This is a genomic window from Pelosinus baikalensis, assembly GCF_020819555.1.
Taxonomy (GTDB): domain Bacteria; phylum Bacillota; class Negativicutes; order DSM-13327; family DSM-13327; genus Pelosinus; species Pelosinus baikalensis.
Genome location: NZ_JAJHJB010000025.1, coordinates 1 through 23718, shown reverse-complemented (window position 1 = coordinate 23718; position 23718 = coordinate 1). Strand labels below are relative to the sequence as shown.

General features: G+C 38.3%; 24 protein-coding genes and 4 tRNA genes. 23 read left to right on the top strand and 5 right to left on the bottom strand.

The features are described from left to right. The first annotated feature begins 34 nt into the window (after window positions 1-34). The 7 genes from LMF89_RS16390 to LMF89_RS16360 all read left to right on the top strand — a co-directional run bounded on the left by LMF89_RS16390 (window position 35) and on the right by LMF89_RS16360 (window position 7524). Window positions 35-1267 carry an ROK family transcriptional regulator gene (locus LMF89_RS16390; RefSeq protein ID WP_229536036.1) on the top strand — a complete coding sequence of 411 codons (1233 nt, stop codon included), beginning with the start codon at window positions 35-37 and terminating at the stop codon, window positions 1265-1267. 341 nt (window positions 1268-1608) lie between these two features. Then, entirely contained in the window at window positions 1609-3363 is a 1755-nt protein-coding gene (locus tag LMF89_RS16385) for a DNA repair helicase XPB (protein WP_229536035.1), read from the top strand. Continuing rightward, a complete protein-coding gene (locus LMF89_RS16380) occupies window positions 3353-5125 on the top strand; it encodes a helicase-associated domain-containing protein (protein ID WP_229536034.1) in 1773 nt (590 codons plus the stop codon). The genes LMF89_RS16385 and LMF89_RS16380 overlap by 11 nt, the downstream gene beginning before the upstream one ends. A gap of 56 nt (window positions 5126-5181) precedes the next feature. Next, the gene (locus LMF89_RS16375) at window positions 5182-5502 is read left to right on the top strand and encodes a BON domain-containing protein (RefSeq protein WP_007954016.1); all 321 of its coding nucleotides are present in this window, start codon (window positions 5182-5184) and stop codon (window positions 5500-5502) included. Window positions 5503-5513: 11 nt separating this feature from the next. Then, window positions 5514-6296 carry an HD domain-containing protein gene (locus LMF89_RS16370; RefSeq protein WP_229536033.1) on the top strand — a complete coding sequence of 261 codons (783 nt, stop codon included), beginning with the start codon at window positions 5514-5516 and terminating at the stop codon, window positions 6294-6296. 43 nt (window positions 6297-6339) lie between these two features. Then, on the top strand, window positions 6340-6867 hold the full coding sequence (locus tag LMF89_RS16365; RefSeq protein ID WP_229536032.1) for an arsinothricin resistance N-acetyltransferase ArsN1 family A: 528 nt from the start codon (window positions 6340-6342) through the stop codon (window positions 6865-6867). Window positions 6868-7032: 165 nt separating this feature from the next. Continuing rightward, a complete protein-coding gene (locus LMF89_RS16360; protein ID WP_229536031.1) occupies window positions 7033-7524 on the top strand; it encodes an 8-oxo-dGTP diphosphatase in 492 nt (163 codons plus the stop codon). 62 nt (window positions 7525-7586) lie between these two features. Here the strand turns inward: LMF89_RS16360 and LMF89_RS16355 are convergent, their stop codons facing one another. Continuing rightward, window positions 7587-7817, bottom strand: a complete 231-nt coding sequence (locus LMF89_RS16355; RefSeq protein WP_229536030.1) for a hypothetical protein — start codon at window positions 7815-7817, stop codon at window positions 7587-7589. A gap of 273 nt (window positions 7818-8090) precedes the next feature. Between LMF89_RS16355 and dcuC the strand changes: the two genes are divergently transcribed. The 7 genes from dcuC to LMF89_RS16320 all read left to right on the top strand — a co-directional run bounded on the left by dcuC (window position 8091) and on the right by LMF89_RS16320 (window position 12088). Continuing rightward, a complete protein-coding gene (gene dcuC, locus LMF89_RS16350) occupies window positions 8091-9458 on the top strand; it encodes a C4-dicarboxylate transporter DcuC (protein WP_229536029.1) in 1368 nt (455 codons plus the stop codon). A 159-nt stretch (window positions 9459-9617) separates the two neighbouring features. Further along, window positions 9618-9896: a hypothetical protein gene (locus LMF89_RS16345; protein WP_229536028.1), complete on the top strand. Its 279-nt coding sequence runs from the start codon at window positions 9618-9620 to the stop codon at window positions 9894-9896. Between the two features lie 286 nt (window positions 9897-10182). Next, window positions 10183-11016 (top strand): polyamine aminopropyltransferase, encoded by an 834-nt coding sequence (gene speE, locus LMF89_RS16340; RefSeq protein ID WP_229536027.1) that lies wholly within the window; start codon window positions 10183-10185, stop codon window positions 11014-11016. A 94-nt stretch (window positions 11017-11110) separates the two neighbouring features. Next, window positions 11111-11186 (top strand) — tRNA-Asn (locus LMF89_RS16335). A gap of 5 nt (window positions 11187-11191) precedes the next feature. Then, window positions 11192-11266: transfer RNA gene (locus LMF89_RS16330), tRNA-Glu, on the top strand. A gap of 10 nt (window positions 11267-11276) precedes the next feature. Continuing rightward, window positions 11277-11352: transfer RNA gene (locus tag LMF89_RS16325), tRNA-Val, on the top strand. Window positions 11353-11569: 217 nt separating this feature from the next. After that, the gene (locus LMF89_RS16320) at window positions 11570-12088 is read left to right on the top strand and encodes a transcription repressor NadR (RefSeq protein ID WP_229536026.1); all 519 of its coding nucleotides are present in this window, start codon (window positions 11570-11572) and stop codon (window positions 12086-12088) included. Window positions 12089-12312: 224 nt separating this feature from the next. On the opposite strand, the gene ldhH is transcribed toward LMF89_RS16320, so the two are convergent. Together ldhH and LMF89_RS16310 are read right to left on the bottom strand one after the other, a co-directional pair. After that, window positions 12313-14481 (bottom strand): L-lactate dehydrogenase (quinone) large subunit LdhH, encoded by a 2169-nt coding sequence (gene ldhH / locus LMF89_RS16315; RefSeq protein ID WP_229536025.1) that lies wholly within the window; start codon window positions 14479-14481, stop codon window positions 12313-12315. 4 nt (window positions 14482-14485) lie between these two features. Next, window positions 14486-15091, bottom strand: coding sequence for a LutC/YkgG family protein (locus tag LMF89_RS16310; protein WP_229536024.1), 606 nt, complete (start codon window positions 15089-15091; stop codon window positions 14486-14488). A gap of 21 nt (window positions 15092-15112) precedes the next feature. On the opposite strand from LMF89_RS16310, the gene LMF89_RS16305 reads away from it, so the two are divergent. The 8 genes from LMF89_RS16305 (at window position 15113) to LMF89_RS16270 (ending at window position 21366) form a co-directional block, all read left to right on the top strand. Then, window positions 15113-16741 carry an L-lactate permease gene (locus tag LMF89_RS16305; protein WP_229536079.1) on the top strand — a complete coding sequence of 543 codons (1629 nt, stop codon included), beginning with the start codon at window positions 15113-15115 and terminating at the stop codon, window positions 16739-16741. A gap of 236 nt (window positions 16742-16977) precedes the next feature. Continuing rightward, entirely contained in the window at window positions 16978-17760 is a 783-nt protein-coding gene (locus LMF89_RS16300; protein ID WP_229536023.1) for a FadR/GntR family transcriptional regulator, read from the top strand. A 138-nt stretch (window positions 17761-17898) separates the two neighbouring features. Then, the gene (locus LMF89_RS16295) at window positions 17899-19218 is read left to right on the top strand and encodes an MFS transporter (protein WP_229536022.1); all 1320 of its coding nucleotides are present in this window, start codon (window positions 17899-17901) and stop codon (window positions 19216-19218) included. A 70-nt stretch (window positions 19219-19288) separates the two neighbouring features. Beyond that, on the top strand, window positions 19289-19678 hold the full coding sequence (locus LMF89_RS16290; protein WP_229536021.1) for a zinc ribbon domain-containing protein: 390 nt from the start codon (window positions 19289-19291) through the stop codon (window positions 19676-19678). Window positions 19679-19759: 81 nt separating this feature from the next. Further along, window positions 19760-19834 (top strand) — tRNA-Arg (locus LMF89_RS16285). Between the two features lie 625 nt (window positions 19835-20459). Beyond that, a complete protein-coding gene (locus LMF89_RS16280; RefSeq protein ID WP_229536020.1) occupies window positions 20460-20672 on the top strand; it encodes a hypothetical protein in 213 nt (70 codons plus the stop codon). A 212-nt stretch (window positions 20673-20884) separates the two neighbouring features. After that, window positions 20885-21022 carry a hypothetical protein gene (locus LMF89_RS16275; RefSeq protein ID WP_229536019.1) on the top strand — a complete coding sequence of 46 codons (138 nt, stop codon included), beginning with the start codon at window positions 20885-20887 and terminating at the stop codon, window positions 21020-21022. Between the two features lie 206 nt (window positions 21023-21228). Next, window positions 21229-21366: a hypothetical protein gene (locus LMF89_RS16270; RefSeq protein ID WP_229536018.1), complete on the top strand. Its 138-nt coding sequence runs from the start codon at window positions 21229-21231 to the stop codon at window positions 21364-21366. 431 nt (window positions 21367-21797) lie between these two features. On the opposite strand, the gene LMF89_RS16265 is transcribed toward LMF89_RS16270, so the two are convergent. Further along, on the bottom strand, window positions 21798-22010 hold the full coding sequence (locus LMF89_RS16265) for a hypothetical protein (protein WP_229536017.1): 213 nt from the start codon (window positions 22008-22010) through the stop codon (window positions 21798-21800). Window positions 22011-22341: 331 nt separating this feature from the next. Beyond that, window positions 22342-22731: a hypothetical protein gene (locus tag LMF89_RS16260; protein WP_229536016.1), complete on the bottom strand. Its 390-nt coding sequence runs from the start codon at window positions 22729-22731 to the stop codon at window positions 22342-22344. A 361-nt stretch (window positions 22732-23092) separates the two neighbouring features. Here LMF89_RS16260 and LMF89_RS16255 point away from each other — a divergent pair, with 361 nt between their 5' ends. Continuing rightward, window positions 23093-23443: an HAD domain-containing protein gene (locus tag LMF89_RS16255; protein WP_229536015.1), complete on the top strand. Its 351-nt coding sequence runs from the start codon at window positions 23093-23095 to the stop codon at window positions 23441-23443. The last annotated feature ends 275 nt before the right edge of the window (window positions 23444-23718 follow it).

The following is a 23718-nucleotide window of genomic DNA, read 5'->3' as shown; positions in this document are numbered from 1 at the left end:
TAGTAATCAAATTAAAGTTGAGGGATGAAGAAAGATGAGAAGCCCTGGCAATAGTAAATATGTTAAAAAGCTAAATCGAATGACGATTATAAATATTATTAAAGATAATGAATTAATTTCTCGTCAGCAAATTGCCGAGTTAACTGGTCTTACTCCGCCCGCGATTACAGGTATTATACGAGAATTAATTGATACAGGATTTGTAAGGGAAGTTGGCTTAGGTCAATCTCAAGGAGGAAGAAAACCTGTCAATTTACAATTTAATTGTAGTGCGGGATATGTAATCGGTATAGAAGTGACTAGCCAGGAAATAACAGTTGCTCTTGCTGATTTGAAAAATATTCCCACTTGTATTGGGCGAGTAACGGTAGATATGAAAGACCCAGCAATAGCAGTAAAAGAACTTATTCGTATCATTAAACAAGTTAGCCTGAATAAAGAAAATAGGGAGAAAAAAATTGTAGCAATTGCAATTGCATTCCCGGGTATGCTAAATCGGAGTGAAGGCACAGTAAAAAGAGCTGTAAATCTAGGTAAGATGTGGAATGGCTATCCGTTAAAGGCCACTTTGGAAAACGAATTCGGACTGCCTATCTATATTGAAACCAATTCAAAAGTTGCAGCTCTAGGGGAAAAGTGGTATGGGGGCGGCATTAATTGTGAAAATTTAATCTACATCAACATGGGAGAAGGAATTAGTGCTGGCATCATTATGGGGGAGCATATTGTACAAGGTTCCCAAGGGTATGCTGGACAAATTGGTCATACTGTCATGATCGATCAGGGAACTTTATGCAATTGCGGAAATCGTGGTTGTTTAGAAACCATCTGCGGTATTCCTGCCCTTGTCCAAAAAGTAAATGCCCAGTTGCCTTTTCTTGCTGATGAAGATCCATTAAAAAAGCGTTTTAACATTACGCAAGAAATACAAATAAATGATATAGTAGAAGTTGCTTTAGAGAAAGAGTCTTATGCAAGAGATGTGCTGCGACAAGCAACTCACTATGTGGCTTTAGCAACTTCTCACATGATTAATCTGTATAATCCAGATGCAGTTTTTATCGGAGGTAAATTGGCGATCGTAGCAGAATTCTTTATGGAAGACTTTCATGAAGTGATTGCATCGCATACTTTTTCTGAAGTGGAAGATGCAACTGCGATTATTATATCAAAACTCGGTGCAGATTCAGGCGTAATCGGTGCATGTGCTCTTGCTCTCAAAATGGTATTGAAATCACCTAACACCGATATGTTTGATGATTTGTAATCACTACTCTCGATTGACCTAATAGCAATACTTGAGCAATTGCTCATTTAGTGAAATGATCTGAGACCCTGGGGTTTTAGGTCATTTTTTATTTTAGAAAAATAGTTTTCTGAATTAAAAAATTATATCAATCATGGTACATCCTCCATATCGTTCCTTTTAACTTCTTATATTGTAAATATAGAGTAAAACATGTATAGATACTGTGATGCTTGTCACAATAATAGAATTGAATCTAATTCTTCTTTATCTTTTGACGAATCCTTTTAAGCGTCGTACAATATAAGGATATAGCATGTGATTAAAGACCATTACATAGCATGTATTATTAGGAGGTAAATGTGGTATATAATCCAACGAATCCAATGATTGTTCAAGGCGATTTTTCAGTATTGCTAGAAGCATATCATCCTGATTTTGAAATCGTTCGCAGTGGATTGTCTGCGTTTGCAGATTTAGAAAAAAGTCCTGAACATATCCATACATATCGTATTACTCCTTTATCTTTATGGAATGCTGCAGCCACAGGTCAGACAGCGGCTCAGGTGCTTGAATTTTTATTAACTTATGTGAAGTTCCCTTTGCCGAATAATGTGTGTCGTGATATTGAAGGCTACATGAGTCGTTATGGTCTAGTAAAACTAATGGCATATCCACCAATGATCGCAGAACATGAAGCCGATGAGCTTACAGTGCCTGGAGAATTCTTATATCTTTACTCCCAGGATATTCCTACGATTATGACCATTGCTGGGCATAAAGAGACAAAGGCCATCTTTACAGCAAAATTAGATGAACACACTTTGGTTATCCCAGCAGGAAAACGGGGGATTATAAAGCAGCTTTTAGTAAAAATTGGTTATCCCATTGAGGATTTAGCTGGTTATGTTGATGGTGAAAAGTTAGCGATAACATTACGGCATAAGGATCTAACTGGACGAGAATTTTCCCTGCGGGATTATCAGAGGCAGGCTGTTGATCTTTTTTATGATGGCGGTCGAGAGACGGGTGGATCAGGAGTCTTGGTTTTACCCTGCGGTGCAGGAAAAACGATAATTGGCATCGGCGCAATGGAAAGGGTTGGAATGAATACGCTGATTTTAACAACCTCAACCAGCGCTGTACATCAATGGATGAGAGAAATTGTGGAGAAAACAGATTTGCCGGCAGAAATAGTCGGTGAATATTCTGGAGATAGAAAAGATATCTGCCCAGTAACAGTTACCACGTATCAAATGGTAATCTATCGCCCTGTTAAAAATGGTCCCTTTCCTCACTTTGAAATTTTTAATGCCCGGGCTTGGGGATTGGTTATTTATGATGAAGTACATACTCTGCCAGCCCCTGTTTTTCAAGTTACAGCCGAATTGCAGGCAAAACGCAGATTAGGTTTAACAGCTACCTTGGTAAGAGAAGATGGCAAGGAAGCCGATGTCTTTACCTTGATTGGTCCCAAAAAGCTGGATGTTCCATGGACTGAAATGGAGAGTGCCGGCTGGATTGCTACAGCAGTCTGTACAGAAGTACGTGTGCCCATGGATTTTTCCCTGCGCATGGAGTGTGCCCAAGTTCCAGAACGAATAGCCTATCGTATGGAAGCGGAAAATACTTTTAAGTTAAAGGCTATCGAATATATCTTGCATAAACATGCTGGAGAAGGTATATTGATTATTGGTCAATATATAAAGCAGTTAGAAGGGATTGCCGACTATTTTGGATTTCCCCTCATCACTGGCAAGATGCCAACAGTAAAACGGGATGAGTTGTATCAAGCATTTCGCAATCGAAAAATTGCAGTACTCATTGTATCAAAAGTGGCTAATTTCGCCATTGATTTGCCGGATGCTGCAGTAGGTGTGCAGGTTTCTGGAGCTTTTGGCTCTCGTCAGGAAGAGGCTCAGCGCTTGGGCAGAATCTTGCGGCCTAAAGATGATGGTCGGTCGGCTTATTTTTATAGTGTAGTCTCTAAGGATTCTCGGGAGCAGGAATTTGCTCACCATCGTCAGTTATTTTTAACAGAGCAGGGATACCAGTATCAAATCTTGGATTTTGATGAAACATTGGCAAGGGAAGGAATGGGGAATTTTGCCAAATAGAAAATTATCCTTACGTTTGGATCATGCATATACCTTAGAAGAAATCTATGCATTGAATAAAACAGCCTTAAATAAAATGTGTTGGTTATTTGATGTAAGCGGCTGGGTGGGCAATGTTCCTAAATTACTACGTGAGGCTATCTTCCATATCCCACGATTTGCTGGAGTATATCATGAATTGAGAGAAGAAGAGCAAAGTATAATGGCTTTTCTATGTGAATTCGCTGGCAAGCCAGTAGCTATAAATCAAATATATGAAAAGTATCGTTCGACAGTGCCCGTGAAAACAATTGATGCTGCAGTTACCGATTTACTGCAGAAGGGATGGCTGTTAGAAGGGCAGATGCCTCAGTCTCTGTTAGCTATACCCGACTTTAAGAAAACACTTGATAAAATGTCAGCATTTTATTATTTTTTAGAAGCGCGGTTGCCGGCCACACATTCTGCAATTGATAGCGGAGGACAGTCTCTTACGGATTTGATTGAGCTATCTGCATTTTTATATGTAGAAAAACCAAAGCTTACTGTAAAAAAGTTCATGGCAAAATCCGTATTGCGTCGTTTAATGTCACGCTTAAGCTCTGCGGCAGCTGACCAATGGGAAGAAGCCGCTGATGAAAATTTATATACGAATATGACACGTATGCTTTTAGGGATTTTACAGGAGATGGGAGCCTTAAAGGTTGTAGTTGATAAAGGCGACTATTGCTATTATCAATTAAATGGGGAAAAATGGGATGATTTTATTTTTTCACCTGCATCCCACCGTTTACTCTATATTTTGAGCTGGCAAATCTCTCGTATTCAATATCATAAGGGAGGAAGCCTACCTTTTATTGCCAACTTATTTAAATATGCAGCCCAGGTAAAAGGAACATGGTTAACTGGCGCGTCTTTAATGATGAAAAGCGTTATAGATGAATCTTCAGTGCTTTTTCATGATAAAGATCCTTTTAGTAGTGAAGAGTGGTTAGAGGCAGTTGTATTAGAGCCATTTATGTATTGTGGATTATTCGAAAAGACTACGGCCGAGCTGCCAACTCAATGGCTGATGGAAGAGAAGATGCCTCGAAATTTCTGGCGATTGACTCCTTTGGGATTGGCTTTGGCTCAATGGCTGGCAGAGGAGAAAGACGCAGGTAAGGCTATTAGCCAAATGGTTAAAATCGATTTGTATCATAAAGATACGGAAGTCATTTTTGCGCCTTTATTTGATAAATGGCGGCAGGTTTTACCTGCTGAACTGGAGCAGCAGCTGATCATTCAACCAGATCTTTCCTTTTTCGTTCCTAAAAGTGTAAGCCCTTACGTGGTGTGGATGTTATCGGTTTTTGCTGAGACTCAGGTTCAAGATTACGTATATCAAGGAGAAATTACTCGCAGTAGTATACTTCGCGCGTTAAAAGGAGGAGCTTCAGTTGATGATTTATTTGCGCTGATTACTGATCATAGTAAAGTACCTCCCGCGGAAAATGTGCTGTGTACACTGCAACAGTGGGCCACTGCTTATGATAAAACCTTGTTTGCCAGAGCGATGATATTGGCTTGTGATACTCCCGAAATGGCGTCGGAGATTCTTGCTCAAAGTAAATTATCCAATTGGGTGATTGGTTTGGTTGGCCCCCAGGTTTTGCTGATAAAGCCAGATGGAGAAGGGACCATTCGTAAATGGCTAGAAAAGAAAAATTGGGTACCAAGGCCTGGAGTCACTGTAGGAGAAGGGTTATATACTTGGCTAACAACAGGAAAAAACGAAAAGTAATTGGATTTGTGCTATAATATAGGTATAAAATTTTAAGATGATAGGGTGAATGGAATATGGCAAAAATACCAAAAAATTTAAGTGACACAGCTATGTTCGGCGATTATAAAGAGACTCTTACTTTTGAAAATGAGAATTATGCAGAAGAAACAGCAACTCCTCAGCCTGTAAGGGGAATACAAAAAGATAATAAGAATTATGCAAGTGAGTTTTTTACGTCAGAATTGCAGGAAAAGGTAGGCAAAGCGTTACTGGAGTTAAAAGTTAAACTATTTAAGGAAGGCATTGTTGATTTTGATATTAAGGTAACAACCCAGGATAAACAAATCATATTAACAGGCGTTCCTAGTAAAGCGGAAAAGAAAAAAGCCAAATAATCGGAGGGCCTATGAAGGAACATGCTTTTTTATTTCTTAAAAACTGGTTTCATGGTTATGTTCAGGATTTTTATTCTACTGATGAGCAGCTGCAATTTCACATTCGATTGAAGGAAGAGCATACAAGGCGAGTGCTGGAAAATGCAGTGAGAATTGGTACATGGTTAACTTGTACTTATGAACAGATGCAGCACATCAAAATTGCTGCTTTACTTCATGATATTGGAAGGTTTCAGCAATATCAAACGTATAAAACCTTTAATGATGCGTTGTCTGTGAATCATGCTCAATTAGGATTGGAAGTATTGCAGGAAGCAGGTAGTATGCAAGCTGCTGGACTAAATGATCAAGAACAGAAGATTATAAAAAATGCTGTGTTATATCATAATCGGCGTCAGTTACCAATGGATGAAAGTGAAGAGTGGCTAACTCCTGCAAAGATTATTCGAGATGCAGATAAGATAGACATCTTTTCCATGTTAATCACGAAAGATAAGGATAATAAGATCCCTCTGCCCCTAGAGTTAGAAAATACTAATGCGTATTCAGCAAAGATCGTTGAGGATATAATACAGGGGAAATTAGTGGAGTATCCAGACATCAAGAACGGAAATGATTTAATGCTTTTTCGTTTGTCTTGGATATATGATATCTACTTTTCCTATTCTTTTTCTTATATAGTAGAGCAAGGGTACATTGATAAGCTGATTGCTACCCTGCCTGCTCGAAAGGAGATTGCTCGTGTGCATCAGTGTTTATGGCAGTATGCCAGAGAGCATGCTATTTCAAAGTAGCAATGGGAACTCAAGGATTAAGACAAGTGGGAGTGAGGGGAATATGCAGGAGACTTTAGAATTGCCTGAAGGTACATTTTTAATTCGGATTGCTTCTCTAAGTGATATTGGGCAAATTACGGAAATTTATAATCAAGGCATACAAGATCGAATTGCTACATTAGAAACCAATACAAAAAGTGTCGAAGAAATGGTAGAATGGCTGAGAAGCAGGAGTTCTAGACATAAAGTATTAGTAATAGAAGATACAGAGAATACGATAAAAGGCTGGGCTTCACTCAATGTTTTTAATGCCAGAGAATGTTATCGGGGTGTTGCTGATTTATCCATTTATATTAAAAGAGAAGAACGGAATAAGAGGCTTGGCAAACATTTATTATTGGCCTTAATACAAGTGGCGAAAGAGGAAGAATTTTATAAGATGGTGCTGACTACGTTGGCTGTTAATCGTACAGGACATAAACTCTATCACTCTCTTGGTTTTACAAAGGTTGGTACTTACGTAAAACAAGGAATGTTAGATGGAAAATGGATTGATGTACACGTTATGGAAAAATTTTTATTAGAATAAATACTGGTAATTTCACAACTGTCTTTATAGACTGTTGTTTTTTATTGTGCTTATACGATACATTAACAAAAACTTGAATTTAAATTGTTACTGTCAGAGGATGCGGATATTTCCCGGTAATACTCTTCTTGCTATGCAAGCTTAGCTATGGGGTGATAAGGGGATATGACCGGCACTTTTAAGAAAGAAGATGAGAAAATGTATACAACCACACTCTGTTTTTTGCTTAAAAAGGATAAAATTCTGCTTGGGATGAAAAAAACAGGCTTTGGTCAAGGAAAATATAATGGTTTTGGTGGTAAAATTAAAAAAGGTGAAACAGTATTGCAAGCAACTGTACGGGAGCTGGAAGAAGAAAGTGGTATACAAGTGGAGGAGAGGCAGTTGGAGTACGCAGGTAAACTGAATTTCATTTTTCCTGCAAGCCCTCAGCTGCGGCATGATGTACATATCTTTCTAGTGCATACCTGGCAGGGGGAAGCAGTAGAAACGGAAGAAATGAAGCCTCAATGGTTTTCACAGCCCGATATCCCTTATGATGAAATGTGGCAGGATGACATCTATTGGCTACCTACAGTCTTGGCAGGAAAGACCATAGAGGGCACGGTAATTTTTGCCGAAAATAATGAAGATGTGGCTGAAGTCAAATTTTTATAGCAAGACTAAGTAATAAGGCCTTTTCTATGCTGCAAAATAAGAAAGGCTTTACTCTAATCAAGCTAGAAAGAACTACGCCCTAATCGAGGGTGACATACTGGTCTTAAGCTGAGTTTTAATATAAAAGATAAGGCTTGTTTCATATTGAGATCTTGCCGTCCGTTAGGTGTTTCAAGAACGCATAAGGGTTCTTCCATGCCAATTTCGCTGGCTGGCAAATATACATATTCTGCGGTGTTATTATCACCAAAAATAATGCCTGTCTTAAGATGTGCTATTGTCATTTTACTCATAGGTACCTCATAATATAATTTATAGTGCTTCATTGATTATATAATATTCACCAAGTAAAAGTAACTAGATATTGAGAAATGTAAATTATAATTAAATTTATTAAATTTTCAAAATATATAATAAATTTAATTACAAAAACAATGTCCACCTGCAGGAGAAAATGAAGATTTATAGAACTATATATAATGCATTTTCAATATATTTACTGTAGGAAAACGAGTTTGTCTTCAGATGGTAAAGAGGAAAGGGATATATAGGAGGAAGGAATAAAGATGTTAGGAATACTATTAGCACTTATTGTTACGTCAATGGTTGTCTACATGATTTTAAAGCAATACAAGACACAAGCTGTTTTAGTTTTTGGTGGTCTTATTCTTATGTCATGTGCTGTTATTTTTGGTTTGGGAACGATTTTGCCAGTTAAGGAGAGTACGGGACTCATTTGGTTTGATTTGTTTGAATTTATCAAAAAGACGTTGAGTGGCAGAGCCGCTGGTCTTGGTCTTAGTATTATGGCAGTGGGAGGTTTTGCTCGATATATGGATCATATTGGAGCTAGCAAGGCTTTGGTAAATATTGCCATAAAGCCATTGCAAAAACTTCATGCTCCCTATGTAATGTTGGCTGCGTGTTATTTAGTTGGTCAGGTATTAGGCTTGTTTATCAACAGTGCCTCTGGTTTAGGCATGCTGCTCATGGTTACTATGTTTCCTATTTTAATACGCCTTGGCGTCAGCCGACTAGCTGCTACGGCTGTTATTGGTACTACTTTGTGCTTGGATTGGAGCCCTGGAGATCCTGGCAGCGTCTTGTCAGCTAATACTGCTGGTATGGACATTGCGACTTATTGGACCCAGTATCAAATTCCCGTTGCTTTAACAGTAATGGTGGTAGTTGCGGTATTACATTATTTTGTCCAACAGTGGTTTGATAAAAAACAAGGGCATATTGTAGAGCGGGCAGAGATAGTCACGAATAAAACAGAAGAGGAGCTTCCTCCAGGGATTTTTGCCTTATTGCCTGTCGTGCCTTTAGTACTGATTTTAGCCTTTAGTGATATTGGCATTAAAGGAATTAAAATGGATATTGTGAATGCGATGTTTATTAGTTTATTTGTATCTATGATTTTTGAGTTTCTTCGTAAAAGAGATATTAAAAAAGTCTTTGCTGATCTGCAAGTTTTTTTTGACGGTATGGGCATTCAGTTTGCTGCTGTAGTTACCTTGGTCGTAGCAGGGGAAACCTTTGCTCAGGGGTTAAAATCAGTGGGAGCCATTGAATCGATTATTAGTTCTGCTCAATCAGCAGGTTTTGGTGGAGCTGGTATGATTATTGTCATGGTATCGATTATTGCGGTATCATCTGTAGTCATGGGGTCAGGCAATGCACCATTCTTTGCTTTTGTAGCTTTAACTCCCGTTGTAGCCGCTAAGATGGATATTGCTCCTGTCCTGATGCTATTGCCAATGCATTTTGCTGCAAGTATTGCCCGCAGTATGTCACCAATTACTGCAGTTATTGTAGTCGTTTCAGGTATTGCAAATGTATCGCCAATTGATGTAGTAAAACGTACATCTATTCCCATGATTGGTGCCCTTATTGTGAATGTGGCTGCTACCTTTATTTACTTCTATCGATAATCAGCATGTAAGAGGCCCTCTCATTTTGTCTCTGGGATAAAATGAGAGGGCCTTTTTTATAGAATTTATCGTATTTGAGCGATAACTCTTTTACTTGTGCAGAATAGGATAAGGAAAGACTATTTATTAGCAGATAAATCTACTTGTGGAGGGTGAGATATGATGTGGAGAAATATTCAACAGGTTATTTATTTCCCCAATAAGTGTATTGGAGCCTATACTGCAATTTTTATTATAATTTGGTTAGGAGCTTGGATTCTTAATGGAATAAAAAGTACGCAATTTGATTTATATCAGTTTCGTGATACCTATATTTGGCTAATGACTCAATTAAATGCGACACATGCGATTAATTCTATCTGGAATACGCCAAAGGGGACTTGTCCAGGTGATTTAGGAATAAAAGACGATATGACAGGTAAATCTAATTGTAACTAGTAAGGCAACGCAACTCTTCGAAAAAAATAAGCCGACAAGAATTAGGGTTGATGCTGCGTTAGGTGATGGGGGAAAAGAAATAGACCTTTTCCCCAAGGCTATTTTATGATAGAATTTATAAATATAGAAGAATCTGGGAAAGAAGGATTTCTTAGAATGATTGCAATGGCGGCGGTATATTGCACAATGGTACTGGCTGTAATTAAAATGAATTCATAATAGTGGACATATAGCCTCTGAATAAGAGAGAACATCGATAAAATAAAAAAGTTGGAGGGAAGCAAAGATGGATATATGGATTAGCGAGGCGCAAACAAAAGACTTAGAATTACGAGCGCGCGTAAAAGAAACATTATTTATGGGAAAGTCTGATTTTCAGGAGATCGCGGTAGTGGATTCTCACCAATTCGGCCGCATGTTAGTGCTGGATGGTGTGTTTCAAACATCGGTGACTGATGAATTTATTTATCATGAAATGATTGTTCACGTTCCTTTATTTACCCATCCTAGCCCTAAGAAGGTACTAGTCATTGGCGGTGGTGATGGCGGTACAATTCGTGAGGTTGTAAGGCATGATTGTGTTGAGAAAGCAGAAATGGTTGAAATTGACGGTTTGGTGGTTGATGTCTGTAAAAAATTTCTGCCGGAAATTAGTGAAGCTATAATTCATAAGCATCCTAAATTGGAGCTTAAAATTGGTGATGGTATTTCTCATATGAAAGAAGCTGAAAATAAATATGATATTATCATTGTAGACTGCTCCGATCCTATAGGCCCTGGTAAAGGTTTGTTTACACCTGAGTTTTATACTAATGTGTATAAGGCGTTAAAAGAAGATGGACTGTTTGTACAGCAAACAGAATCTCCTTTTTATCATCAAGAGTTAATTACATATGTAAATAAAGAGATTCGCCAATTATTTCCTATTACGAAAATGTATTTGGCGAACATTCCTACTTACCCTAGCGGATTACATTGCTTCACCATAGGCTCCAAGAAATATGATCCGATTAAATCTAGTATGGAAAATCTTCAAGGGCTAACTACTCGATATTACAATAAAGACATTCACAAAAGTTCATTTGTGCTGCCGAATTTTGTGCAAGAATTATTGAAATAAGACTGATAACTACTTTTTTGTAATAAAATAAAAAAAGTTAGTTTACCCTATTGCATTTATGGTTAAGATAATATATAATGATAAATGTTGTTATTCCTCGATAGCTCAGTTGGTAGAGCAATCGGCTGTTAACCGATCGGTCGTAGGTTCGAGTCCTACTCGAGGAGCCATATGTGGCCCGTTGGTCAAGCGGTTAAGACACCGCCCTTTCACGGCGATAACGGGGGTTCGATTCCCCCACGGGTCACCAAATAGTATACGGGCGATTAGCTCAGCTGGGAGAGCGCCTGCCTTACAAGCAGGATGTCGGCGGTTCGATCCCGTCATCGCCCACCAAATTAGAAACGATAATGGGTATTGGAATGAAGATTCTGATACTCATTTTTTGTTTATCATAATCCTATGTAATATGGATAATGATAGACAATGAGCAGGAAAAATTTCATTTTGGCCGAATTGTGAAACTGAAAGGGTTCTGTTTGCTAAAAGGCATATCAATTAAGATGGTTGTGAAGCTTTCTTAATTTAAAATAGTAGTATAGGGGGCATAGTAATGGATGCAAAAGAGCGACGAGGACGATTGTTAGAGAAACTAAGGACAGCAGAGCAGCCATTGACAGGGACTTGGTTGGCGAAAGAACTAGGTGTTAGCCGTCAAGTGATTGTTACTGATTTTGCTATTTTACGCGCTGCAGGAAATGTGATATATGCTACGCCTCAAGGATATCTATTGCCATTGGTAGAAAGTTCTAAGAGTATTAAAGCTACCTTAGCTTGTAAGCACAGTCAAGATGAATTAGAAGAAGAACTATCTATTATTGTAGACAATGGTGGTAAGGTGCTTGATGTCATTGTGGATCATTCCTTATACGGTGAGTTAAAGGCGAATTTAATGCTAGGATCACGTCGCGAAATCGGAGAATTTCTGCATAAGTTAAAAGATGGCAAGGCAGAGCAGTTAGCAAGTATCACTGGTGGCGTACACTTACATACCATAGAGATACCTAATGAAGAAGTCTTGACTAAGATCAAAGAAGAGCTAAAGAGCAAAGGTATTTTAATGCTGTCTTAAGAAATCACTTAGTATTCTTTAAAAAATATAAAACGAATCGAACCACTATTTTTGTTCTCCTTTGTGTGCCGCGTCAGCGGCATTGTGCCTTTGTGGTTCATAATATCTTATGTTTTTTAACTTACAAAACTTAAATTATAAGAAAAAATGTTATTCCTCAGAATTATAAACTACCAAAGATGACAAGGGGTTGAGAGCAATGCTCTCAACCCCTTGTCATCTTACTAGTCTTTGATTTGTTCGGCAATAATTTCTGCAACATGCTTAATTTTAACATTAGGAGCTTGTTTATCCAATCCACCTTGAATTTGCATCATGCAGGCTGGGCAGGCTACAGCAATTACTTCAGCACCGCTGTCTTTAATATTATCAATTTTCTTTTTTAAGATCGGCATAGATAGTTCTGTATATTTCACACCGAATGCACCAGCCATACCGCAGCATTTATCGCAATCTTTCATTTCGACGAAATCATAACCAGGTGCAGATTCTAGCAGTTGTCTAGGTTCAGTGTGCACATTAAGACCACGTTTCATATGACAAGAATCATGATAGGTTACTTTTTGTCCGCCAGTAGTTTTGCTTAGACGGCCAGCCTTATCATATTCACCAGCAACAAAGCTGGTAAATTCACGTACATTGTGAACGAGTTTTTCGACTCGTTTGCTCCACTCTGGATCATCTTTAAACAGTTCTACATAGGTAAGATGCCAAGTTTCAGCGCAAGTTGGGCAGGCAAACATAATATAGTCAGCTTTAGCTTCTTCAAAGGCAATAATATTTTGTTTGGCAATTTTTCTAGCCGTTTCATGGTCACCCATACCTAATACTGGCTTACCGCAGCAACTTTGATCTTCAGGGAAGACAACTTCCATATTGAGATCTTGTAGTACTTTATAGACGGATTCTCCGGTTTCAGGGAAGATAAAGTCGATATTACAACCACTGAAGAAGGCAACACGTTTAACTGGTTTGTCTATCTTTTTAGTAACTTTTTTTACTCGATCTCTAAACGGTTTGTCTGCTACGGCTGGTAAACTGCGATCAGCTGCTAAACCAGCAAAGAACAATGGTAAATGTCTAATAACACGTCCAGTGGTAAAAGGTTTTTGTCCAATTGAGGCTAAACGCAGTAAATTGTGGAAGACTTTTCGATTGGCAAGAACGTTTTCAAAGACTGCTTTTACACCAAAAGGCAGGCCGTCTTGTTCAACCGATTTTGCTCGAAGATATTCAATCAGGCCAGGAATATCAATTTTACCAGGACAGATTTCAGTACAACGACGACAGCCAATACACATTTCATTAATTTGTTTAAAATCGTCCATACTATTTAAGAGAGCTGTTAAGATGGCACCAATGCCACCGGCATAAATATGGCCGTAAACATGTCCGCCAACCAAGGTATAAACTGGGCAAACATTCAAACAGGAAGCACAGCGAACGCATTGGTAAATTTGTTTTAGTTTATCGTCTTTTGCTGCTTTTAAACGTCCGTTATCAAAAAGAATGACATGAAGTTCTTTTTCTTGCTCTACCCATTGACCATCTTTTTTTACTAAGGCAGGAGCAGCACCAGAAATCATACTCATATAACTAGTCATAAGCTGGCCGGTTGCATTCCTTGGCAAGGTTCTTAAAATCGGCACGGCATCTTTAATGGTAGGAATCAATTTTTCATAACCAATAATGACGACCTGAATTGGTGGTAGAGTTGCTACTAAGCGGGCATTTCCTTCATTGGTTACCAGTCCGGTAGCACCGTTTTCTGCAATACCGAAATTGGCACCTGTAATACCCATATCCGCTTGCAGGAATTCATCCCTTAAGGCGATTCTGGCCTCTTGTACCATGTAAGCAATATCAGGCTCAATGTCTTTATTGAGTTCTTGAGAAAAATATTTTGCAACCTGATTTCGATCAAGGTGAATGGCAGGCATAACCATGTGAGATGGTTTATGTCCAGCAATGGAAATAATCCACTCCCCTAAATCTGTTTCTTTAACATGTAACCCTTTTTCTTCTAAAAAGTGATTCAGATGAATTTCTTCGGTAGCCATAGATTTGGATTTCGCAATTCGTTTAACGCCTTTTTCCTTGCACAGATTAAAGAGATATTCTTTTAACGCATCTCCATCTTTGGCGCGAAACACTTTTCCGCCTCTTTTGGTTACTTGTTCTTCGAATTGATCAGCAATTTTCTCCAAGTTTTCCACGGTAGCTATTTTCATATCTCTTACAGAGTTACGTAAGGAATCGATGTCATCAACATTTTCATAAGCCTTAGCGCGAGCAATTGGATATGCTTCTGCAAATCGATTTAAAGAACCGCGCAAGGTCTCATCCATTAATTTTTCGTTAATTTCTTGTTTTAGATTACGATTGCTAGACATTATTTCATACCTCCCTTATTTCTTCATCGATAGCAATAATTACTAGTTGGCTAGGTCCGTGTACACCGATAGTTAACACTCTCTCAATGTCTGATGTACGGCTAGGGCCAGTGATGAAGCTGATGTAACCGTGATCAAATACCTTGGAAATCGTTTCAAAGGCTGCTTCTATGGTAGGTACCACATTTGCACTATTCATTACAACAATCGATATGGGAGGGAGAGTTGTAATGAGACGCTGTTCAATGGCAAGACCATCTTCACAGACACTACCCGTTTCGGCAATGCCAAACTCCACACAGGCAATACCTACATCTGATGTATCGGCATGAGTTCGAATATCTGATTGCTCAGTATATAAATTTAAATTCATGGATTTTAGTATAGTAGGGAGTTCTAACGGGGATACTACTTCAGGAGTCGCCACCACTTTTTTGGCATTGCTGGATTTTATGATTTCGACAATTACTGACTGGGCTTCTGCTGCTGTTTTTACTCTAAATACCTTAGCTGCAACATTTTGGGCACGCATTGCAAATTCCTCGAAAAATTCGGTTCCGACGCTTTCGGGTGGGAAAGCTTGCTTCCAATTATTACTTACTTTTTTCATAAGTCACGTCCTCGCTTTTTAATGACATGGACTCAAGTTTATGATCCAATGAACAATTTGGCGCTATCATCCCTTTTCGCAGCAATTCCTATTATTGTAATTTTCTATCTTTTAGCCATTCGTCGTACTCCAGGACAAATCGCAGGCGCACTTGCTGCAGCATCAGCAGTGTTAGTAGCGATTTTTGTATATCAAATGCCTGCAGGAATCGCAGTTACTGCGACAGCTATGGGTGCTTTATATGGGGTATTCCCAATTTTTTGGATTGTTCTTACCGCTATTTTCATCTACAACATGACAGTAGAAACAGGACAATTTGAAATTGTAAAAGACTCAATTGCGACAATTACCGATGACCGTCGTTTACAAGCACTTTTAATAGCTTTTGGTTTCGGTGCTTTCTTGGAAGGAGCAGCAGGTTTTGGTACTCCAGTTGCGATTTCCGCTGGTATGTTAGTGGGTCTTGGTTTTAATCCTCTATATGCAGCTGGATTATGCCTGATCGCTAATACAGCTCCTGTGGCCTTTGGTGGTATTGGTATTCCTATTATTGTCGCTGGACAAGTAACTGGACTCGATACTATGAAAATTAGTGCCATGGTTGGTAGACAATTACCTTTCTTATCCATTATTATTCCTATCTGGTTAGTTGTATTAATGTCAGGCTGGAAAGCTGCAAAAGAAGTATTGCCTGCATGTTTAGTCGCAGGGATCTCTTTCGCTGGTGTACAATGGTTTTCTTCCAACTATATCGGACCAGAACTTCCCGATATTTTATCTTCACTTGCTTGTATTATCTCTTTAACGATCTTCTTAAAATATTGGAAACCAAAAAGCATTTGGCGCTTTGCTAATGAACCAGCACCTACTCTTGTTGCAAATCGTGCAGCATTAACTTTCGGTAAAGTAATGAAAGCATGGTCTCCATTCATTATCTTGACTGTAATGGTTATCTTGTGGGGCTTAAAACCGGTAGTAGCGGTTTTGGATGCTGTTACGCTGAAATTCTTAGTACCAGGTTTGGATAAAGTCGTTATGCAGGTGGCTCCAATCGCTAAAGTGCCAACTGCGATGGCAGCTCTTTATAAACTTAACTGGCTTAGTGCAGCAGGTACGGCTTTGTTTATTGCAGCAATCATTACAGCAGCAGTATTAGGCGTTGGACCAGGAAGATTCATTTCCATTTTCACAAAGACACTAAAACAATTAACAAAACCTTTGATTACGATTCCTTGTGTTCTTGGTTTGGCTTATATTATGAATTATTCCGGTATGAGCTCAACTCTTGGCTTATTCCTTGCAGGTACAGGTTCTTTCTTCCCATTCTTCTCCCCATTTTTAGGATGGTTGGGTGTATTCTTAACTGGTTCCGATACTTCTGCAAATGCGTTATTTGGCAACTTGCAGGCTGTTACAGGAACACAAGTTGGTGTTGATCCTATTTTAACAGTTGCTGCAAACTCCTCAGGTGGTGTTTGTGGTAAGATGATTTCACCACAAAGTATTGCAGTAGCTACTGCAGCTACTGGATTAGTTGGTAAAGAAGGAGATTTGTTTGGCTTTACGGTAAAACATTCTCTAGTACTGGCTGTTATCGTTGGTATTATGACCTATGTGCAAGCTTACTGGTTGCAATGGATGATCCCATAGGGATTTCCGGGTAAATGAATGTTATACTAGGGTCTAGACTTATGAAAGAAAATAGTATATCATGAAAGAAATATGATTATAAGTGATGTAATAGATAATCATCGTTACTAACACTTATCTAGTACATGGCGGGCGGCAAACTATGCAGCCCGCCATGTATTTAACTGATAGATCGTACATCCTTATCACTGACATTTATAGATCTCTGCAATGATTAAGGGAAGATGGAGGATTATATGTTTAAGCCAGTTAAAACAAAAAAAGTATATGAAGAAGTAATTGAACAAATTAAGCAGCTTATTGTTATCGGGGAATTGCAGCCAGGTGATAAATTATTATCGGAACGTGAATTATCAGAGAAACTAAATGTTAGTTGCGCCTCTATACGAGAAGCATTCAGCGCCCTAGAAATAATGGGGATTATAACGATACGTCCAGGAGAAGGCAGTTTTGTACGTCAGGTGTCTTTTGAAGGAATGCTTGAGCCATTATCTTTTTTATTACATGTAAATGTTGATGATGCAATGAATTTATTGGAAGTAAGAAAAACTTTAGAAGTTGAAATTGCCGCGTTAGCCGCTGCTCGTGCTACACCAGAAGATATAGAAGAGATGCGTGCTGCCCTGCATCGCATGGTAGATGAAGTGAATGATGGAGAAGTGGGTGACAAGGCAGATGCAGATTTTCATTTTGCTATACTGAAAGCCGCCCATAATCCTATTATGATTAAATTAATGGGGGCTGTTTCTGATCTAATGAATAGTACCTATCGATTCTCCAGACAAAAAATTTTTATGGAAGAAAATATGCAGAATGTTTTGTATGATTCGCATTGTTCCATTTTTCATGCAATTGAACAGAAAAAACCTAGCCTGGCTCGAAAAACAATGGGTAAACATATAACGATGGTAGAAGAATCATTAATTCAGCTCAAACGAGGTGGAATAACATCCTTAACTAAGAGTGAAAAGAACTTTGTACACAATAATATAAAAGCAGATTTTGGCTTTCCATCCTAAAAGGTTGGAGAGCTTTTTTTAGATAAAAACATGTATGCTGAGTAGGAATTTCTAGCAAACTAACTATTGTCATCAAGAGAGAGAAGCGCTATAATACATACATGTGACAAGACAGATGTTATTACTTTGGAGGGCTTTATGGATATTATTACTCGATTAGAAAATGTGCCTGTGACAAAATTCCATTATCGTTTATTAGTAATTACGGGACTGGGGTGGATGTTTGATGCCATGGATACAGGCATTATTGCTTTTGTTCTTCCTACGCTTGCAAAAGTATGGGGGCTGACTAGTACTCAAGTTGGCTACATCGGCAGTATTGGTTTGGTGGGGATGGCATTAGGAGCTGTATTGTCTGGGTCTATGGCAGATCGTTTTGGACGTAAGAAAGTATTTTCAGCTACTCTTGTTATGTATAGTGTAGCTACAGGCTTGTGTGGTTTGGCATGGAACTTTGAATCCTTATTATTGTTTCGGTTTTTGGTAGGCTTCGGCTTAGGTGGACAACTTCCGGTAGCAGTTACCCTAGTAAGTGAATATGCGCCGCCTACAGCTAGAGGACGTTTTGTAGTATTATTAGAAAGCTTTTGGGGGATCGGTTGGTTAGTTGCAGCTTTAATCTCTTATCTGGTGATTCCTAGCTATGGTTGGAATATCGCTTTTTTTATTGGTGCATTACCTGCCTTATATGTATTTAAGGTTTGGAAGTCAGTACCAGAGTCAATTCCTTATTTACTCGGCAAGGGAAAAGTTAAGGAGGCTCATGATCTAGTTAGTAAACTGGAAGAGTCTGCAGGAATAAAGCCTGCTGCCAGCATAATTGCACCAGAGAATAAAGATATAACACCAGCTGTTTTTGCAGATCTCTGGAAAACGCAGTTTATTAAAAGGACAATTATGTTGTGGATATTATGGTTTGGCATTGTGTATTCCTATTATGGAATATTTACTTGGCTGCCTTCATTAATGGTAGGGCAGGGCTATACTGTTATTAAAACTTTTGAATATGTGTTAGTTATGACATTAGCCCAATTACCAGGATATTTTGCTGCAGCCTATCTCGTAGATCGTATAGGGCGCAAAGCTACTTTATCAGGTTTTTTAGCGGCTTGTGCTGTATGTGCTTATTTCTTTGGACAGGGAGGAAATGCAGCTACTGTATTATGGTGGGGCAGTATGATGTCATTTTTCAATTTAGGAGCATGGGGAGTCGTATATACCTATACTCCAGAGTTATATCCTACTAAAGTTCGTGCTTATGGGTCTGGTTGGGCAGCTGCTGTAGGTCGCATTGGCGGCATTTTGGCACCTACGGTTGTCGGTTATATGATATCTGGGAATGACGGCTTTAGTAAGGTGTTTATGATGTTTACCATTGTGATGTTAGGAGTAGCAGTTATCGTTTGGTTTTTAGGAGAAGAGACAAAAGGCAAGTCTTTGCAAGAAATTAGTAGCTAAGTCTTAGTTGTTGCCTACCTGCTGTTTTTGATGCTATAATAACGTATCATTAGGGTAAGGTGGTTTTGATATGGGAATTAATATGTTGATTGGGTTAATAGTTGCGTATTTTATATATAATGATGCAAAAAAACTAGGACAGCCTTTTTTTACCTCGCTATTATGGGCTGTAGCTAGTATTCCGATGCCGATTGTAATCGTCCCCTTATATTTGTTACTTGGTCGTAAACCCAATATAGACAGGCAGCGGAACGCCGATCCAGATATTATTGATGTAGAAGCAACTGTGGTAGAAGAGACGACCCCTTGTCCTATGTGTGGCAGTAAGGTCCAGGAGAGTTTTTTAGTATGTCCTTATTGTAAGCATACTCTGCAGTTAAAATGTCAGTCTTGTGGGAATGAGATAGAGCGGGAATCTAAAGTTTGTCCTTATTGTCAGGCTCAGATCGATTATAAATGATGAAAGCTTACATCGACAATTGATTAGACAGGGTATTAGTTTTATGATATAATGAGTTTTGTGGTTTAAACTCATTAATGTGCGCCCGTAGCTCAGGGGATAGAGCATTGGCCTCCGAAGCCATGTGCGCAGGTTCGATTCCTGCCGGGCGCACCATACGAAATTCAAGCCTTTGAGGGTTAACCTCAAAGGCTTTTATGTTTACTTGGGTAGCAACGTGGGTAACAATTTGCGCAAGACGTATCTTCGTTTAACTTTTAGCATAGGTTTTTCTTCTTTAGTATTTTGCGATTTAACGATAATCTCATTTAAACTAGCTGCTATTGCCTGATCCTTTTGTGGTAATACAATGTACATAGATATCAGCTGTAGTGCTCATCTGAGCATGTCGTGCGCGCTCAGATAAAGCCCCGGTCCATAGCTACTGACATGTGCCGGAAAGAGTGGGGGCTTATATGTGAGAGTTTATGCTTATCTTAAAATTTTATGAGCCAGTGGTTAATGGTTGATGGAAACATGGATTTTCCCACAACCGTGGTAAAGATTAAATCAGTTTCATTCCATTTATCACCTGCAATTTCTTTCATACTGTCCTACTCTTCTAAATGCAGTTTAAGTATTGCAGGATAGATTTTGAAAAAGAGACTCCAGCAGCAGATTTATCTGTTTTGGGGTCTTTATTTGTACTTATTTAAGCTAAGAGCCTTCGGGCTCTTTTTTATTGTGAAATATTATGAAAATTTGGATATACTAAATGTAAGACTGGATAAGGAGGCACTATATGAATAAAAATCATATTGATGAATGGACAGAGATTAATAAATTTGTCCAAAAATTATCCGACGAAGGTCGGCAAAAATTATTCGAAGAATTGAAACATTCTGGTTCAGTTGAGATCCAAAATAAATATACTGAAACGCATCTTAAAGGTGGTGAAGCAGATGAGGATAAAGTAAGTATATTTGAAAAGAATATGAATGGTCGATGGAATTGAAAAATAAATATAACTTTAAGCGTCCACTGGGGCGCTTTTTTCATACCTAAAAATAGAGAAGGAGGAGTAATATGCCAACCGTAGAATGTACATTAACCGATTTTCGCAATCATATTTGAAATATGTATAGCCAAGCTTGTCAAGTGGAAAGGTGGCGAGTGCTCTGAATACGCCCCTAAAGTTACTAAGAAATTAATTGACCAGTCATAATTATGACGTTGCTGTGTTTAAAAATAACAACTATAGGAATTGGGGATGGTCTGCTGGTTACGGCCAGCATGGTGGCGATATCGGTATGTACCCGTAGAGCTGCAGAGGAATTTCAGCAAGGATGCTGCAGTAAGTTATGAACACCATTTTGGTGATAATAGATCAGGATCGGAAGTAAAATATACTAGGAAATCGGATAAGTTATTTTTCTTGTTTTAAGTAAATCGGCAAGCACTTGCCAATTTAAAAATCACCACCTTGCTCTTATGAGTTTGGCGATATTTTTGTGTTTATCACTTTTAACACCTCAAAAACATATTATGTTATAATAAGGAGGTGTTAATTTATGTCACACGGAAATTGCCATGAAGACGAAAATAGAATAGAAAGATTAGAACTTGAAGTCGAAGAGATAGAAAGAATAGAACGCGAACTCCTTCGAATAGTTCGTGAATTGGCTGAGGAAGATGATTGTCATAGATAACTTTTAGGTTAGCCCGCCAGTATAATTGGCGGACTTTACATATGTATTTACTGTGCAGACATCGACTGTACAGGCAGCTGCGAAGATGTAGCAAAACGTATAAACGATAAAAATCCTACGCTACCCCCTGCAGCACTCGATAAAACCGATAATACGATTGTCACACCTAATACAAATAAAACAGCTCAAAATTCCTATGACGTTGCCGTCTTTAAAAATAACAACTATCGTAATTGGGAGTGGTATATTCCAATTGGTCTACAGCGTAATTAATCCAAAGATAAAGCTATTGAAGCTGAAGTCCACCTTGATACGTCCGAAATTAAAAAAGTCACTGGTGGAGAAATTAAACACGTTTGGAAAACTGACAAGTTGTTTTTCTTATTTTAGATTGATGACAAGAATAATCCGCTGAAGGATGATAGAAATTATTAGACTGTACCCACTTGTTTCTCTAAGGCAGAAATCCGTTTTTGTAAGTTCTCAATTTCCAGATTGAATTTTTTTTCTTTTTTTTCTTGTTCTCGTTCTGCTTTCTTTTCACATCGCTGGTTTAATAATTCAGCGAATAACGCAAGAGCGTCTGAAATAATTGTGAGGACTATTGCCCAAATGACGATATTGTCAATGTCATCAGATTTCATTCCGATCCCTCAGTCTTAATTTATTGATATAAGGTATTCTCAACTTAGGAAAAGGTTACAGACGGTAAGGTAGATTCTCTTTGAGAATGTGAATAAACTGCATAATAAAATACAAAGTGGCAGATGCGGGTCCATTTGCATCCGTTGAAAGTAGCTTAAAACCAGAAAAAGGGCACACAAAAATTTGAGGAAAATGTTCCTCTTTTTTCGTGTGCCCTTTTTATTCCAGGTAATACTATCTTCAATTTTAAAAGAGAATTGCTTGGTTTTGGCAAGGGAAAAGCTGTCGTCAGCGATATTATTATATCGCTAATGCGACAGCCTCATCTACTCATTTTAAAAACTTTATAGTAACATTATGGACGTATTTCATTTTAGTCGTAATTGGATCTTTGATAAAATTCGGTTCATCTGCAATCATGTTTTCAACAGTACTTTTTTCAAGAATTACATATGGCTTAACGATTCCAAAAGGAGTATGTATTTCTGAAGAAAGTGCCCCAGCTTCAAGATGAGAAATGGTTGCTCCATTGAAATAAACAGTGTACTCACCAATGGTACTTTCGTTTAGCGTAATGCATATCCCTATGTGGTTCTTCTTGTCAGACATGATTTTTTCGGCAATTGAATATAGCGAACTATGGTTATTGATAAACGCTTCAAATGTACGCTTATAAAAAGGCATAAACTCTTCCTGCATTAACTTGTCGGCATCAGCCATATATGATCCCTCCATAAATTTGTTGTTTATTTATTCTAACCCATAATCAAATTATTATTTGCTCATAAATAAAAAAGGAGACTAACATCATGAAAACAATAAGAATATTACAGCCGTGGGCGAGTCCAATCGCCCGCGGTGCTAAAAAGATAGAAACTAGATTAGGCAGCTAACTACAGATGCTATACATCCAGGAAAACTATACCCAGTATGGACCTGTTTATTTCTATGGTGGAAAAAGAAAAAAAGAATAGCAGCGGTCTTAGAAAATGACATGAAGGTTATTGGGATTGGTAATAACCATGAATCCTATAATAAAATCAGTCCTGTTGAGGCAAATTAATAGAAAGGAGGAATGTAATTGAGCAAGCAAACTGTAATATTCGATTTTGATGGAGTAATTAATAGCTATACGAGTCGTTGGCAAGGTGCAGATATCATTCCTGATCCACCAGTAGAAGGCATTAAGGAAGCTATAACAGAAGTTCGTAAGCACTATCGGGTGGTTGTTGTTTCTTCACGATGCTATAAGCCAGGAGGAATTGAAGCAATAAAGGCATGGCTGAAAAAATATGAAATACAAGTCGACGATGTAACGGATGAAAAACCGCCAGCAGTGGTTATTTTTGATGATAGAGCAATTACGTTTGATGGTAATACTACTGGAATGCTAGATAAAATCAAGGCGTTTAAGCCTTGGAATAAAAAATAAATAAAATGTAAAGGTAAGCATCTGACGATATATTTTTTTGCATATATATAATAAAAGGAATCCAACAAGCAACCATATTGCTATAAATTAGAGCTGTCTTGGTCTCCGAAGCCATGTGCGCAGGTTCGATTCCTGCCGGGCGCACCATATAGAAATTCAAGGGGCTGTTGCACTAAAAATGGTGTGCTACCCGTCAAGAGGACAATAAAAAATAATAAAATTTTCTATCGCCAGCCTGATAACGGTTGGCGATATTTTTATGCTGCCAATCTATA

Excerpts from the sequence above, each read along its gene's own strand:
- LMF89_RS16310 (WP_229536024.1), bottom strand. The coding sequence starts at position 15,091 with ATGAAAAAAGTAAGTAATAATTGGAAGCAAGCTTTCCCACCCGAAAGC.
- LMF89_RS16260 (WP_229536016.1), bottom strand. The coding sequence starts at position 22,731 with ATGGCTGATGCCGACAAGTTAATGCAGGAAGAGTTTATGCCTTTTTAT.
- LMF89_RS16275 (WP_229536019.1), top strand. The coding sequence starts at position 20,885 with ATGACGTTGCTGTGTTTAAAAATAACAACTATAGGAATTGGGGATGGT.
- LMF89_RS16295 (WP_229536022.1), top strand. The coding sequence starts at position 17,899 with ATGGATATTATTACTCGATTAGAAAATGTGCCTGTGACAAAATTCCAT.
- LMF89_RS16365 (WP_229536032.1), top strand. The coding sequence starts at position 6,340 with ATGCAGGAGACTTTAGAATTGCCTGAAGGTACATTTTTAATTCGGATT.
- LMF89_RS16390 (WP_229536036.1), top strand. The coding sequence starts at position 35 with ATGAGAAGCCCTGGCAATAGTAAATATGTTAAAAAGCTAAATCGAATG.
- LMF89_RS16320 (WP_229536026.1), top strand. The coding sequence starts at position 11,570 with ATGGATGCAAAAGAGCGACGAGGACGATTGTTAGAGAAACTAAGGACA.
- ldhH (WP_229536025.1), bottom strand. The coding sequence starts at position 14,481 with ATGTCTAGCAATCGTAATCTAAAACAAGAAATTAACGAAAAATTAATG.
- LMF89_RS16375 (WP_007954016.1), top strand. The coding sequence starts at position 5,182 with ATGGCAAAAATACCAAAAAATTTAAGTGACACAGCTATGTTCGGCGAT.
- LMF89_RS16345 (WP_229536028.1), top strand. The coding sequence starts at position 9,618 with ATGATGTGGAGAAATATTCAACAGGTTATTTATTTCCCCAATAAGTGT.
- LMF89_RS16265 (WP_229536017.1), bottom strand. The coding sequence starts at position 22,010 with ATGAAATCTGATGACATTGACAATATCGTCATTTGGGCAATAGTCCTC.
- dcuC (WP_229536029.1), top strand. The coding sequence starts at position 8,091 with ATGTTAGGAATACTATTAGCACTTATTGTTACGTCAATGGTTGTCTAC.
- LMF89_RS16370 (WP_229536033.1), top strand. The coding sequence starts at position 5,514 with ATGAAGGAACATGCTTTTTTATTTCTTAAAAACTGGTTTCATGGTTAT.
- LMF89_RS16355 (WP_229536030.1), bottom strand. The coding sequence starts at position 7,817 with ATGAGTAAAATGACAATAGCACATCTTAAGACAGGCATTATTTTTGGT.
- LMF89_RS16300 (WP_229536023.1), top strand. The coding sequence starts at position 16,978 with ATGTTTAAGCCAGTTAAAACAAAAAAAGTATATGAAGAAGTAATTGAA.
- LMF89_RS16360 (WP_229536031.1), top strand. The coding sequence starts at position 7,033 with ATGACCGGCACTTTTAAGAAAGAAGATGAGAAAATGTATACAACCACA.
- speE (WP_229536027.1), top strand. The coding sequence starts at position 10,183 with ATGGATATATGGATTAGCGAGGCGCAAACAAAAGACTTAGAATTACGA.
- LMF89_RS16290 (WP_229536021.1), top strand. The coding sequence starts at position 19,289 with ATGGGAATTAATATGTTGATTGGGTTAATAGTTGCGTATTTTATATAT.
- LMF89_RS16280 (WP_229536020.1), top strand. The coding sequence starts at position 20,460 with ATGAATAAAAATCATATTGATGAATGGACAGAGATTAATAAATTTGTC.
- LMF89_RS16270 (WP_229536018.1), top strand. The coding sequence starts at position 21,229 with ATGTCACACGGAAATTGCCATGAAGACGAAAATAGAATAGAAAGATTA.
- LMF89_RS16305 (WP_229536079.1), top strand. The coding sequence starts at position 15,113 with ATGACATGGACTCAAGTTTATGATCCAATGAACAATTTGGCGCTATCA.